Origin of the sequence: Streptomyces sp. NPDC050423 (assembly GCF_040655445.1) — a bacterium.
Classification (GTDB): domain Bacteria; phylum Actinomycetota; class Actinomycetes; order Streptomycetales; family Streptomycetaceae; genus Streptomyces.
The window spans coordinates 1-13,264 of the sequence record NZ_JBFAJY010000040.1 but is presented as its reverse complement, the minus strand read 5'-3'; the positions used below and the strand labels follow the sequence as shown (position 1 = coordinate 13,264).

General features: G+C 69.2%; 10 protein-coding genes and 2 pseudogenes. 3 read left to right on the top strand and 9 right to left on the bottom strand.

Annotated elements, in window-relative coordinates; genetic code table 11:
* Window positions 1–11: 11 nt before the first annotated feature.
* The 6 genes from AB0I52_RS26010 to AB0I52_RS25985 form a co-directional block, all read right to left on the bottom strand.
* Window positions 12–1,976 (bottom strand): substrate-binding domain-containing protein, encoded by a 1,965-nt coding sequence (locus AB0I52_RS26010; RefSeq protein WP_363076452.1) that lies wholly within the window; start codon window positions 1,974–1,976, stop codon window positions 12–14.
* On the bottom strand, window positions 1,966–3,504 hold the full coding sequence (locus tag AB0I52_RS26005; protein WP_363076450.1) for a sugar ABC transporter ATP-binding protein: 1,539 nt from the start codon (window positions 3,502–3,504) through the stop codon (window positions 1,966–1,968). The genes AB0I52_RS26010 and AB0I52_RS26005 overlap by 11 nt, the downstream gene beginning before the upstream one ends.
* A complete protein-coding gene (locus AB0I52_RS26000) occupies window positions 3,501–4,538 on the bottom strand; it encodes a LacI family DNA-binding transcriptional regulator (RefSeq protein ID WP_363076448.1) in 1,038 nt (345 codons plus the stop codon). The genes AB0I52_RS26005 and AB0I52_RS26000 overlap by 4 nt, the downstream gene beginning before the upstream one ends.
* Window positions 4,539–5,028: 490 nt before the next feature.
* Window positions 5,029–6,525 carry an FAD-binding monooxygenase gene (locus tag AB0I52_RS25995; protein WP_363076446.1) on the bottom strand — a complete coding sequence of 499 codons (1,497 nt, stop codon included), beginning with the start codon at window positions 6,523–6,525 and terminating at the stop codon, window positions 5,029–5,031.
* A gap of 25 nt (window positions 6,526–6,550) precedes the next feature.
* The gene (locus AB0I52_RS25990; protein WP_363076444.1) at window positions 6,551–6,964 is read right to left on the bottom strand and encodes an ester cyclase; all 414 of its coding nucleotides are present in this window, start codon (window positions 6,962–6,964) and stop codon (window positions 6,551–6,553) included.
* 170 nt (window positions 6,965–7,134) lie between these two features.
* On the bottom strand, window positions 7,135–7,422 hold the full coding sequence (locus AB0I52_RS25985; RefSeq protein ID WP_363076442.1) for a hypothetical protein: 288 nt from the start codon (window positions 7,420–7,422) through the stop codon (window positions 7,135–7,137).
* Window positions 7,423–7,428: 6 nt separating this feature from the next.
* Between AB0I52_RS25985 and AB0I52_RS25980 the strand changes: the two are divergent.
* A pseudogene (locus AB0I52_RS25980) lies at window positions 7,429–7,608 on the top strand (GNAT family N-acetyltransferase); the annotation flags it as partial.
* 312 nt (window positions 7,609–7,920) lie between these two features.
* Here the strand turns inward: AB0I52_RS25980 and AB0I52_RS25975 are convergent.
* The 3 genes from AB0I52_RS25975 to AB0I52_RS25965 form a co-directional block, all read right to left on the bottom strand.
* Window positions 7,921–9,045 carry an acyltransferase gene (locus AB0I52_RS25975; RefSeq protein WP_363076440.1) on the bottom strand — a complete coding sequence of 375 codons (1,125 nt, stop codon included), beginning with the start codon at window positions 9,043–9,045 and terminating at the stop codon, window positions 7,921–7,923.
* A gap of 253 nt (window positions 9,046–9,298) precedes the next feature.
* Window positions 9,299–10,123, bottom strand: coding sequence for an SGNH/GDSL hydrolase family protein (locus tag AB0I52_RS25970; RefSeq protein WP_363076438.1), 825 nt, complete (start codon window positions 10,121–10,123; stop codon window positions 9,299–9,301).
* Window positions 10,124–10,367: 244 nt separating this feature from the next.
* Window positions 10,368–11,177 carry a polysaccharide deacetylase family protein gene (locus AB0I52_RS25965; RefSeq protein WP_363076436.1) on the bottom strand — a complete coding sequence of 270 codons (810 nt, stop codon included), beginning with the start codon at window positions 11,175–11,177 and terminating at the stop codon, window positions 10,368–10,370.
* Window positions 11,178–11,325: 148 nt separating this feature from the next.
* Between AB0I52_RS25965 and AB0I52_RS25960 the strand changes: the two are divergent.
* Together AB0I52_RS25960 and AB0I52_RS25955 are read left to right on the top strand one after the other, a co-directional pair.
* A pseudogene (locus AB0I52_RS25960) lies at window positions 11,326–12,026 on the top strand (response regulator transcription factor).
* A partial coding sequence (locus tag AB0I52_RS25955) for a HAMP domain-containing sensor histidine kinase (RefSeq protein ID WP_363076434.1) occupies window positions 12,023–13,264 on the top strand: 1,242 nt, incomplete at its 3' end. The pseudogene AB0I52_RS25960 and the gene AB0I52_RS25955, both read left to right, overlap by 4 nt.

Here is a 13,264-nt window from a genome sequence, read left to right as displayed (position 1 = left end):
GCGTGACGCGGTCAGGAGAAGTCGGCGACGTTCTGCCGGGTGACGACCTTGACGGGTACCTTCACCGTGCCGGCGACCTTCTTGTCCTCGGCCGCCCGGACCGCGTTCTGCACGGCGATCCTTCCGAGCTCCTTCGGCTGCTGGGCGACGGACGCGTACAGCGTGCCCGTGCCGACCGCCTTCAGGCCGTCCGGTGTGCCGTCGAAGCCGACCACGGAGACCGACTTGCCGGCCTTGCTGCCGAGTGCCTTGACCGCGCCGAGCGCCATCTCGTCGTTCTCGGCGAAGACACCCGTGATGCCGGGGTGGCCCTGGAGGAGGTTGGTCATGACGTCCAGGCCCTTGGTGCGGTCGAAGTCGGCCGGCTGGGTGGCCACGACCTTGATGCCCGGGTACGCCTTGATGCCGGCGGCGAAGCCCGCTCCGCGCTCGCGGCTGGCGGAGGTGCCCGCGGTCCCCTGCAGGACGACGATGCTTCCCTTGCCGCCGAGCCTGTCGGCGAGGGCCTTGGCGGCGAGCTCGCCGCCGGCCACGTTGTCGGAGGCGACGAGTGTCGCCGTCTCCGCCTTGTTGACGCCCCGGTCGGCGGCGATCACGGGGATGCCGGCCTGGTTGGCGCTGCGTACACCCGGTCCGACCGCGTCGGAGTCCACCGGGTTGACGATGATCGAGTCCACTCCGGAACTGGTGAAGTTCTGGAGTTGGTTGGCCTGTTGTGAGGCGTCGTTCTGGGCGTCGGTGACGGTGAGGTCGATCCCGGCGGCCCTGGCCTCCGCCTGTGCGCCCGCCTTCATCTGGACGAAGAAGGGGTTGTTGAGCGTGGAGAGGGACATGCCGATCCTGGTGTTGCCGCCGGAGGAACCGGAGTTGAAGAACGTCACGGCGGCGATGACAGCCGCCACGCAGACCAGTGCGAGGCCGGCCTTCATCGCTCCCCTGCGACCCCCTCCCGGTGATCCGGTCCCGGAGGAGGCGCCGGCGCCGGCCGCCGCACCCGAACCGGCCTTGCGGCGCAGCGTGTCGAGCAGCACCGCGAGGGCGATGACGACACCGATGACGACCTGCTGCCAAAAGGCGGAAACGGACATGAGGTTCAGGCCGTTGCGCAGGACGGCGAGGATCAGCGCGCCGATCAGGGTGCCGGAGGCCTTGCCGACGCCGCCCGCGAGGCTGGCGCCGCCGATGACGACCGCGGCGATCGCGTCGAGTTCGTACCCCTGCGCGGCCTGCGGCTGGGCGGAGGTCAGACGGGAGGCGAGGACGATGCCCGCGACGGCGGCGAAGAGGCCGGACAGGGCGTAGATGGCCAGCTTCTGCTTCTTGACGCGCAGTCCGGAGAGCCGGGCGGCTTCCTCGTTGCCGCCGATCGCGTACATGGAGCGGCCGAGGTAGGTACGGGCGAGGACGAGGGCCGTGATCAGCCCCATGGCGATCATGACGAGGACCGGTACGGGCAGCCAGCCGCCGAGCGTGTCGCCGAGTACGGAGACGGAGTCGGGGAACGCGATCGGGCTGCCCTGGGAGATCACCAGGGACAGACCGCGTGCGATCGACAGCATGGCCAGCGTCGCGATGAACGACGGCAGCTTCCCGTACGCGACGAGGGCGCCGTTGACGAAGCCGCACGCGATGCCGGTGGCGACGGCGAGGAGGACCGCGAGGACGACGGGTATGCCCGCCGATGTCGCCGACCAGGCGAGGACCGTCGCGGAGAGCGCGGCGACGGAGCCGACGGAGAGGTCGATGCCGGCGGAGACGATGACGAAGGTGACGCCGAACGCGAGGATCGCGGTGACGGCCGCCTGCACACCGACGTTGAGCAGGTTCTGGGTGGTGAGGAAGTCGCCCGAGAGCAGTGACATCGCCACCAGCAGGACGACCAGTGCGGTGAGGGCTCCGTTGTCGAGCAGCAGGCGGCGCAGGCCCGGTCCGGCGGCTCCCGCGCGCGCCTTGCTCGGGTGGGTGTCAGTGGCCACGGGGGCTCTCCTCGTCGTTCTCGGTGGGTTCGGCTGCGGCGGCGGAGCTGACGGCGAGTGCCATCACGGCGTCCTGGGTGGCCCGGTCGGCGGGGAGTTCACCGGCGATCCGGCCCTGGGCCATGACCAGCACCCGGTCGCTCATGCCGAGGACCTCGGGCAGATCGCTGGAGATCATGAGTACGGCGTGGCCGGAGGCGGTCAGTTCGTTGATGAGCTGGTAGATCTCGACCTTGGCGCCGACGTCGATGCCCCGGGTCGGCTCGTCGAGGATCAGCACCCGGGTGTCCGCGAGCAGCCACTTGCCGATGACGACCTTCTGCTGGTTGCCGCCGGAGAGGGTGCGGACGTGCTGGCCGAGGCCCGCCATCCGTACGCCGAGCTGTTCGGCGATCCTGGCGGCGGCCGTGCGCTGGCCCTTGAGGTCCACGAGTCCGGAGCGGCTCGCCGACCGCAGGGTGACCAGGCCGAGGTTCTCCTGCACGGAGGCGTCGAGCACCAGGCCCTGTCCCTTTCGGTCCTCGGGGACGAGGCCGATCCCGGCGCTCATGGCGGCCGTGACGTCGTGCTTGCCGAGCCGTTCGCCGCGTACGTCGACGGTGCCGGCGTCGTAGGGGTCGGCGCCGAAGACGGCGCGGGCGACCTCGGTGCGGCCGGCGCCGACGAGTCCGGCGAGGCCGACGACCTCACCGGCGCGCACCTCGAAGCTGATGTCGTGGAACACGCCGTCGCGGGTGAGCCCGCGCACGGACAGCAACGGCTCCCCGGCATCGGCGCGTTCACGGGGGTACTGCTGGTCGATGCTGCGTCCGACCATCAGCTGGACGAGTTCCGGCTCGGGGGTCGAAGCGGGCACCTGGTCGACGCTGCGGCCGTCGCGCAGGACGGTGACGCGGTCGCCGAGGGCGGCGATCTCGTCCAGGTGGTGGGTGATGAAGACGATCCCGACGCCGTCCTCGCGCAGCCTGCGCACGATACGGAAGAGCCTGTCGACCTCCTCGGAGGTGAGGACCGCGGTCGGCTCGTCCATGATCAGGACACGTGCCTCCAGGCTGAGGGCCTTGGCGATCTCGACCATCTGCAGCCGGGCGATGCCCAGTTCACGGATCTTCGTCCGGGGTGAGACGTGCAGGCCGACACGGTGCAGCAGCACCTCGGCGTCGGCCTCCATGCGGCGCCGGTCGATCAGTCCGTAGCGGCGCGGCTGGCGGCCGAGGAAGATGTTCTCGGCGACCGTGAGATCGGGGACCAGGTTGAACTCCTGGTAGATCGTGGCGATCCCGAGCTTCTCGGCGTCCTGCGCGCCGTGGATGCGGACTTCCTGTCCGCCGGCGAAGATCCGGCCGCTGTCGGGGCGGTAGGCGCCGGAGAGCATCTTGATGAGGGTGCTCTTGCCCGCGCCGTTCTCGCCGAGCAGGACGTGGACCTCGCCGCTGCGCAGATCGAAGTCGACGCTGTCGAGGGCGACCACGCCGGGGAAGGTCTTGCGCACGCCTTCGATGCGCAGCAACTCGACTGACTCGCTCACGCGTTGCTCCTCGGGTCGGATGCCGCCAGGGGCGGTTCGCCGGTGCGCTCGCCGCAGGAGCCTCGTACGACGAGACGGGCGGGCAGGGTGACGGACTCCGGGGGCCTGCCCTCGACGATGTCGACCAGCGCGCGTACGGCCGCGCGGCCGAGTTCGCCGGTGGGCTGGGCGATCGCGGTGATGGGCGGTCCGGTGTGGACGAACCAGGGGATGTCGTCGAAGGCCGCGAGCCCGATGTCCTCGGGAACCCGCAGACCGTGGGCGCGGATGGCGTCCAGGGCGCCGAGGGCCATGAGGTTGTCGGCCGCGAACACGACCTCGGGCGGCTGCGGCAGGGCGAGGAACTGCTCGGTGGCACGTCTGCCGCTGGCCGCCTGGAAGTCGCCCTGCCCGATGTAGGCGTCCGGCAGCGCGAGCCCGTGCGCGCTCATCGCCGCCCGGAACGCCTCGACGCGCTCGTTGCCGGTGGTGGTGGCCGCGGGCCCGGCGATGATGGCGAGCCTGCGGTGACCGAGGGCATGCAGGTGGGCGACCAGGTCCTGGATGGCCCGGTGCCCGTCGGCGCGCACGACGGGGACGTCCACTCCCGGCATCCAGCGGTCCACGAAGACCATCGGGGTGCCGGCGCGTGCGACGTCGTGGAGCAGCGGGGAGTCGCCGTCGGCCGGCGAGACGAGGAGCCCGTCGATCCTGCGGTCCAGGAGCGTACGGACGTGGTGGTCCTGCTGCTCGGGCTGCTCGTCGGCGTTGCCGATGATCACGCTGTAACCGAGGGCGCGGGCCTCCTCCTCGACGGAGCGGGCCAGGGCGGTGAAGTACGGGTTGAGCACGTCGCTGATGACCAGACCGAGCGTGCGGGTCTGATCGGTGCGCAGCGAGCGGGCGAGGGTGTTGGGCCGGTAGCCGAGGGCTTCGACGGCGGCGAGGACGCGTCTGCGCGCGTCCGGGCTGACGGAGGGATGGCTGTTGAGGACGCGGGAGACCGTGGCGACAGAGACTCCTGCCTGGGCCGCGACATCCTTGATGCTCGCCATTTCCGGGACCACCTCCTTGTGGTTTCCGTGCGCCTCGAAACCAGCGGCGAGGACCGTGGAATCGATTACACGGATGATTGGAATCGATTACACGGCCGAAAACAAGCCCCCACCCGACGTCCGAGACCGGATCGTGACGCGAGGTGGGGCGGGGCCGGCGAGGCGCGTGGCCGGGCGGGGCGGGTGGCCGGGCGGGGCGGTCAGGGCCCTGGAGTCCGCCCCGGTGCGCGGGCCGGTCCAGCGGTCGGCGCGGCAAGGCGGCACCCGTTGAACCTCACGAGACCGGACGACCGGAACTCCGGTCCGGCCCGTTTCGACCGTCGCGCTGAATGACGGGGCGGGGTGTCCCGTCCGGCTCCGGGCCCGGGTGGGCGTGCTCCGCGCATGTCCCCGTGGTGGCGGGATTCGCCAGGCACGCGGTGGGCTCTGTCGCTGAGTCGTCCCGGCGGAACCGGTCGTCTTCGCCGAGGGTCGTGCAGCTGCGGATGGGTCATTGGGGCTGAGCCGGATTCGCTGCCACCGCACCGGCGATGCGGCGGCTTCCTCGTGACCGGTTCCGGTAGAGGGCCACGATGACGGAAGGATGTCCGAGCTGAATCGGTGAACCTGTGAGACTGACCGCGTTCCAGACCCGCTCCGCCACCGCGGAGTCTGCGGCGGCTGCCCGCATGGTGGCCCGGAACAGTTCGGCCAGCACGCGTGTGGTCATCGATCCGCTCCCCGGTACCTGGGGAAGAGCCTTGTCCGCCAGCATGGCGAACAGCCAGGGAAGGCGCACCCTGCGCGCCGCGGAGCGGTAGTAGCGCCGAGGAAGGCGGTTCATTCCGCGCTCCAGGCATGCGCGGAGCGCCTCGGCTTCCAGTGCTGCCGCGGTCATCCCGGTCCCGTAGATGGGATTGAGGGCGCATACCGCGTCACCGATGGACAGCAGACCACCGGGCAGGTGACGCAGTTTGTCGTATCGGCGCCGGACGGTCGCCGGAATACGGAAGGACATGGCGTCGTCGAGAGGTTCGGCTTGCTGGAGCACGTCCCACACATCGGGTGGCGCGATCTCCTTGACGAAGACGTCCGTTTCCTCCGGCAAAACCGGCGGCCGGTCGGCGGTGCCGTAGCCGTACAAGGACAGAACCCACCCGTCGCCCTCCTGGGCGGTGAGTACCAGGCCACGCGGACGCTGCGGTGTGGGGCCCACGAGCACGGCCTTGTCGGTACCGAGCGCGGCCGGCGGAAGGCGGTAGTGGCGGCTGACGTAGGTGACATCCACCCGCAGCCCTTCCTCCTTCGGCCTCGCATACCCCATGGATTCAAGCCAGGCCGCCCCCCGGCCCCCGCGTCCCATGGCATCCACCACAAGGTCTGCCGCGACCTCCTGGGGCGCCCCGGCGGAACCCGGCCGGCCCAGCCGGACGCCGGTCACGGTCTTCCCCGGTGCGGTCAGGATGCCGACGGCTTCCATGCCGTCCATGACCGTGACGTTCCCGAGCGCGGCGACCCTTCTCCGTAAGTGGCCCTCCAGGAACGGTCGGCTTGCCTGGATCACATCGCTGCCGATCGGCACTCTCCGCAGGAGGCTGCCGAAGAAGGAGATTCTGAGGTCCGTCAGCGCCTTGGCCGGGGTCGCACCGTCCGCAACCAGTTCCTCGCTGAATCCCGGAAAGAACCCCTCAAGGATCCTTGCCCCTCGAAGAACCAGTGAGTGGACATGATGTCCCTGTGGGACACCCTTCCGGGGCGTGAATCCACTCGGAAGCACGTCCCGCTCGACGACCGTCACCCGATCGAAGAAATCAGCCAGCACGCGTGCGGCGCACAGGCCGCTGACACTCGCCCCCAACACCACCGCGTGCTCCGTCTTCTGCCCGTCGCCACGCTTCGTCAGTTCCATTTCGAACTCCTGCCTGCATTCGGTTTCCGGAATCGGAAGGGGATGGTTCTGGCCGACGGGCCGCCCCGATTTCCGGGACAGAGGCAGGCATCCGCCCACGGTCAACGGCGTCCGACCCAACAGCTCAAGAAGGAAGAAGGCCCAACTGCTTGGACAACGCAGCCAGATTCCAGACCTCGACGTCCTCACGGATCAGGCCGTTGTCGTCGAACCTGGCCAGGGTGACACCGGTGAAGGAGAACTCCTCGCCGACTGCCTCACCGGTCCAGATCCCGGGCAGCTCCGCCGTGACAGTGCCGCTCGCCTGCCACTTTGCAACCGCCCGGTCATCGACCTCGAAGCCATCGAGCACTTCGATGTTCGGATCGGCATACGTCAACCAGACGTTCTGGAGCTGGTCGAGATGTGCGGTGCGGGACGTCTGGAACACACTTTCCGTCAATGAATTCACGGGCGATGCAACAGCGCGACGCATCCGCAGAACGGCGACCGACATGCCGCCGGTACCTCGCGCGCGACGCAGCACCTTCGTGATCACGCCCCCGTTTGTAGCCGGGGGTTCGGTCCGCCTGGAAGGCGTTGCGGGGCACCTCACCCGAATGGGGGCCGCTTTCACCGTGACTCGATCAGGTGTTCCCGGAGCGGGGCGACCCGCGCGCGGGCAGCACGGCCCGTATCAGCGGCCGCCGCGGGATTCGCCGGTGACCGCTACTGCGATGCGAGTGCGTCGCGCAGGATCGGCACAAGCTCCTGCGCCCACTCCTCGGAAGTCTCACCGGCCGTGTCCGCCGTGATGACCCAGGCGATCATGGGGCCGACGCGCACCCATGTGTAGACGTAGCCGGGCTGCGTGTAGCTGAACGCCTGGTCGCCGATGTCCGTGGGCTCCGCGTCCGACAGGCAGCCGTACATGACGCACAGGGCCTCCATGGCGGTGATGGCGCTGTCGGTCTGCGTGCCGGCGTCGGCCGCCTCGTGGCCGGTGAGAGTGATCACGACGCCGGACTGTTCCGCCTTGAACTGGGACACCGAGTCAACAATCCTGCGTCCTGCCGGGTCGCCGCTGCCGCCGGTGTCGCGGTGGAAGGACTTCAACGGCAGAAGCTTCGATACGACGACGTGCGCCATGACGTCGAACTCCACGCGAGGCCGGCGAGCGATGCGGAGCCGTCACACCGGTAGCAATTCGGCGAGGCGGCCGGCCGGGCTCGGCCTGTCGCCCCTGGCCCGACCTGGGAAGTCGCCGGGCCGTTGGCCGCGCGATTGGTCACGCCACAGCCCAGAAAAGCAAAAAACCCCTGATGAACAGGGGTTCCAGCTGGTGGCCAACCGACACAATCCTCTGGCCTGCACCGATTAGCCCCGCCGGGAGTGGTCGTTCCCGGATCGAACAAGATCGGTTCCCAGGTTATCTGCCGTCAGTCATGGCGTATGCGTTGCCACTGGTCAACGCGTTATGTGGGTCAGCAGACGCTGACCGCCCGAACTGACTGGTCAGAGCGCGCCGCCAGGAGGACTGAGGCTGGGTTCACTGGGTGCTCCGGAGACAAGGCGCGTGAGATCGACGGTTCCGGCTCCGGTCCGTGGCTCAGGGATGAGTGCCCACAGGGCTACCAGCGCGATGAACGTGACAAGGAGGGCAAATGCTCCCGCGCGGCCTTTCGCCCACGGGGCGCGGAACCGGATGGGGTCCTCGACGAGGGTCTTGGAGACTGCCGCCGCTGCGATGGACACGCCGATGATGAGGGCTGTACGGCCCCATCCGGCCATGCCGAGACGTTCCTCGCTGAGCATCAGGTAGACGGGCCAGTGCCACAGGTAGAGGCTGTAGGAGATCAGTCCGAACCAGCGCAGGCCGGGTGTGCCGAGGATCTGGCCGAGAGGGGTGTGGGGGGCTCTGACCAGGCAGGCGATGAGCAGGGCGGCTGCCACCGCGTGGAGAAAGAGGCCTCCGTGAAAGAGGGAGGGGGAGCTCTGTCCGTCGGCTGTGATCCAGTGGGCGCTGATCCCGCAGGCCAGGATGAGGGCCCACCATCCGGCCGCCCGTTCGCCGAGGCGGTCCATGAGCCGAGACGCGGGGGCGGTGGCCATCAACGCACCGAGGAGGAGGGAGAAGGCACGGGTGTCGGTGCCTTCGTAGACGCGGGTGGTGTCGGCCGGGTTGGTGAGAGCGATCATGACGATCAGAGAGAGCGCAGCGCCGGTCACGGCCACCGCGGCGACGCATCTGCCTCCGTGCTGGCCTCGGGCCGCGAGGCCGATCACCAGCGGCCACAGGAGGTAGAACTGCTCCTCGACGGCAATGCTCCACAAGTGGCCGAAGACTCGGGTGTCGCCGGCCTGCCAGTAGCCGACCTGGTCAGCGATGAAGTGCCAGTTGGTGAGGTTCGCCAGCACCCAGGGGGTGTCGTCGAGGGCGTGGCGGAGCAGGGACAGTGGGCCGAAGGCCCACAGGAGCAGGAGGGTGCCCGCGATCATGACGGCGAGTGCGGGAAGCAGACGGCGTGCCCTTCGTCCCCAGAAGCTGAGGAGGTCGATGCGGCCGTTGTGCGCCTGTGCCTCCCGCAGCAGCAGACCGGTGATAAGGAAAGCCGGACAGGACGAAGAACAAGTCGACACCGAGGAAGCCACCACTGAAGTGGCCGGCGTGGAAGAACAGCACGCCCAGGACGGCGAGCCCGCGCAGTCCGTCGAGCGGGGCGATATGCCGCCCGGCGGGCGGCGACGGGGCGGCAGCCCGGGAACGGGGGCGTCGGTGGCAGGGAGGTGTCCGGCTGGTCATGGGTCTCCGTCGGGGTGAGCCGGGTGCCGCGGCGCACGTGGCCGCGGCACCCCTACGTCGGTGTCCGGTGCGGGAAGGAGGGGCGGCCGCCTATGAGCAGCCGAACTTTCCGTAGACCCTTTCTGCGGTCCATGCCCCTGTGGCCCACTGGTCGGCCGCTGCCGGGGTGAAGGCGTAGAGCGCGTTGAGCTTCTTGCCGAACCACTGCGCGAACGCCGCCGAGCCCTGCTGGCAGGAGTGGATGCCGTCCTTGCTGCGCTGTGCCTTTGCCGCAGTGCTATCGGTGCCCCACAGCGTTGAGGCATCGAGGAAGTGGACGGTGTCCGTGTTCTGGTCGGCGACGCTCTTGGCCGATTTGGGTGCGGTATCGATCGCGGCCGCGTTGGGCTTGTAGAAGTCGTCGATCTTGAAGGGGGGTGCGGAGACGATGACGAGTTCGGCGTCCGCGTCGTTCACGGTCTTGGCCAGGCGCTCATAGGCGGCGCGCTGCTCCTCGGGAGTGCCCCAGTCGAAGGTGGTGATCTGGTAGGCGACGACGTCCGGCTTGAAGGAGGCCAGCTCCTTGGGGAGCGTTTCCCAGGTCGGAGCGGCTATCTCGCCGACGACGACGCCGCCACCACCGGCGGCGGCCACCGACTTGAACTCCATGCCGCCTGCGGCCATCGCCGCCCCGAGAGCCGGAGCCTGCGCCTCGCCGATGGAGTCGCCCATCCATAGGAGTTTGTCCGGTCCCGCGCCCTTCTTGTCACTGCCGGCGGACGGCTGGCCGTCGGGTACTGCGGTTGCGGTGCTGCTGGCGGTGCGGACGTCGTCGGCACCGCCACAGGCGGTGAGGGCAAGCCCGCTCGTCGCCACAAGGAGGGCGAGGCCGACGGTGTACCGGCGTCGCGGGGAGAAGGAGCTGTTGCTGTTCATGCGTCCAGCGAATCCGGCCGTTGGGGGTGGCCGGGAGGGCTGTCATCGTCTCGTCACGTACTGGGAGACACACCGACATGCGTTGCCGAAGCCACGGTCACCGCAATAGCGTCGGTGCCGTGCTTGTCGCTGCAGCCGGGGTGCGCGGGCCGGGCAGGGGAGGCAGGGGACGGCTCCGGTGCGGTCCGACCCGATTCCCTACAGCCAACGGCTTCGGTCCCCTTGGGGGCATGGTGAGCGAGCGTCATGTGGCTCGGGGGAAGCTGAAGGCGTAGCCCTGCTCGGTGAACCAGGGGAGAAGTTGTTCCATGGCCTCGATCGTCTGGTTCCGGTTCCCGCCTCCGTCGTGGAGGAGAACCGTCGGCCCCTTGGGGAGCTGGTTCTTCACCGCACGGACGATCGTGTCGGCGCCGGGCTGATTGAAGTCGCCGGGGTCGACGTTCCAGCCGAGGTTATACATCCCGTGAGCAGCCGCGAACTGACGGCTCTGCGGGGTGAAGGCGCCGCCTGGGGCACGGTAGTACCAGATGCGGGCGCCGCCGGATGCCTGGTCGATCATCTCTTTGGCGTCGAGGATTTCCTTCTGCTGGTAGGCGACGGGCTTCTTGTCCATCGCGGTGTCGTGGCTGACCGCGTGATTGCACAGCCGGTGGCCCTCGGCGACGATTCTCTTGACGAGGTCGGGGTGGGCGGCGGCGTTCGGACCGGTCATGCAGAAGACGGCCCGGGTCTTGTGCTGTTTCAGCAGTTGCAGCGCCTTGGGAGTCCAGCGTGGGTCGGGGCCGTCGTCGAGCGTGAGGTTCACCGTCTTCCCGGTGTCCTCGGACTCCCGGACGATGGCCGGGTCCACGGAAGGTGTGGGCATGGCTGGGGTGGGCGGGGCGGGAGCGGCACCCGCGCTTGGGCCCGCCGCCTTGCCACTGGTTGTCTCATCGCCCGAATCCACCGTCAGGGTGACGGCGGCCGTCCCGGCCAGAACCAGGACCGCGGTGGTGGTGACCACCGTGCGCCGGACTGTGCGGGCACGTCGGCGGCGGTGTGTGTGATCGCTCATGTCTCCGACACAACCGGGCATTGACCGGCAACGACCGGGTCGTCATCGTTCCATCATGAAGCGCGAGGAAAAGCGTCATACCCTTCGAGCATCCTGGTCGAATACGCCTTTCGCCCGTACCGAGCAGATGGAGAAGTGAGCACCGCCCATGGCACGAGTCCTGCTCATCGAAGACGACCCCGCCGTGCAGAAGGGTGTCTCACTCGCGCTCGGACGCCGCGGTCACGACGTGGAGGTCGCCGCACGGGGCGAGACCGGGCTCCTCGCCCTGGAGCGCTACCGGCCCGATCTGGTGCTGCTCGATCTGATGCTGCCGCAGATGAGCGGCTTGGAGGTATGCCGCCGGATCCGGGAGAGCAAGCAGGTTCCGATCATCATTCTCTCCGCGCGGGGCGATGAGATCGACATGGTCGTCGGTCTGGAGGCGGGCGCCGACGACTACATCACTAAACCGGCCAGCGGTGAGATCATCGAGGCCCGTATGAAGGCCGTCCTGCGCCGGGTGGCGCCCAGCCAGGACGCGCAGGAGGCAGCGCTCCCGGCGGGAGTGGAGCACTATGCCGGTCTCACGGTGGACCGCACCACCTTGGTCGTGACCAAGCACGGCGCAGAGCTGACCCTGGCTCCTTCCGAGCTCAACTGCTGCTGTTCCTCACCTCCACCCCGGGAAAGGTCCACAGCCGGCAACAGCTGTTGGAGCAGGTCTGGGAGTACGCCTTCTACGGGGACGTCCGGCTCGTCGACGCCTGCGTGATGCGGCTGCGCGCCAAGATCGAGAACCATCCGCGCCAGCCGGTGTACGTGCAGACCGTGCGCGGCTTCGGCTACCGCTTCGGGCCCGTGGAGTGAGCACCCGGTTCCGCCCTCCCCGGGGACTGCGGGTACGGCTTGTCGCCGCCTTCCTCCTGGCCGCGGCCTTCGGTGCCCTGCTCACCGCGGGCCTCACCTTCCAGCAGGCCCGCTCGGCCACCCTGGAGCGCACCCAGAACTCCGCCGTCGCCGACCTGCGGACCCAGCTCGACTCCCTCGCCCCCGACCTGACCATGCCGCCCAGTGGCAAAGACCTGCGCGGCCTGACGCTCCAGCTCGACCGGGCCGGAGGCGCCCGGGCATGGCGTTCCTCAGCCTTCTACCAAGGCAGTGACCTCGTCTCGGTCTCCCCGGACGCCCCACCTGTGCCCCGGGGACTGCGCGAAACGGTCCAGAGCGACGGCCAGGCAGCATACGAACGCACCGAACGCGACGGCCGTCCCTGGCTGACCGTCGGCATGCCGGTCGCCTACACCCACGACCCGGCACGGCCCGACAGCGCGGGCAGGCTCTCCGGACTCACCGTCTACGCCTCCTTCCCGCTCGACGGCGACCAGGCCGATATCGACGCCCTTGTCACCGCCGCCCGCACCGGAGCGATTCCCTCGCTCATCCTCGCCGTCATCCCCGCTCTGTTCGCCGCCCGCAGCGTGCTGCGCCCGGTACGACGGCTACGCAGCGGCGCCGAGCGCGTCGCCGCAGGCAAGTTCGACACCCGCCTCGACGCCGAAGGACACGACGAACTCGCCGATCTGACCTGCTCCTTCAACACCATGGCCGCAACCCTGCAGAAGGACGACGCCGAGCTGCGCCGCATGGAAGCGGGCGCGCGCCGTTTCGCCGCCGACGTCGCCCATGAACTGCGCACCCCCCTCGCGGCCATGATCGCCGTCACGGAGGTCCTCGACGAGGACGCCGCGTCCGGCGCCCTGCCCGCCGACACCGCCGACGCCCTCCAGCTGATCAGCGAGGAGACCCACAAGATCGCCCGGATGGTCGAGGACCTGATGGAGGTATCCCGCTTCGACGCCAAGGCCGCCCCCCTGGACCCGGAGGATCTCGACCTGCGGGCCATCGTGTCCAAGACCATCCGGATGCGTGGCTGGGCCGACGACGAACGCATCAGCACCGACCTCTCGGCCCCGGTCCCGGTGCACGCCGACCCCCGCCGTATCGACGTCGTCCTCGCCAACCTCATCGGCAACGCCCTGCGCCACGGCAGCCTTGACGATCAGCAGCTGCTCGGCCGGGTCCAGATCGGGCGGCAGCGAATCCGC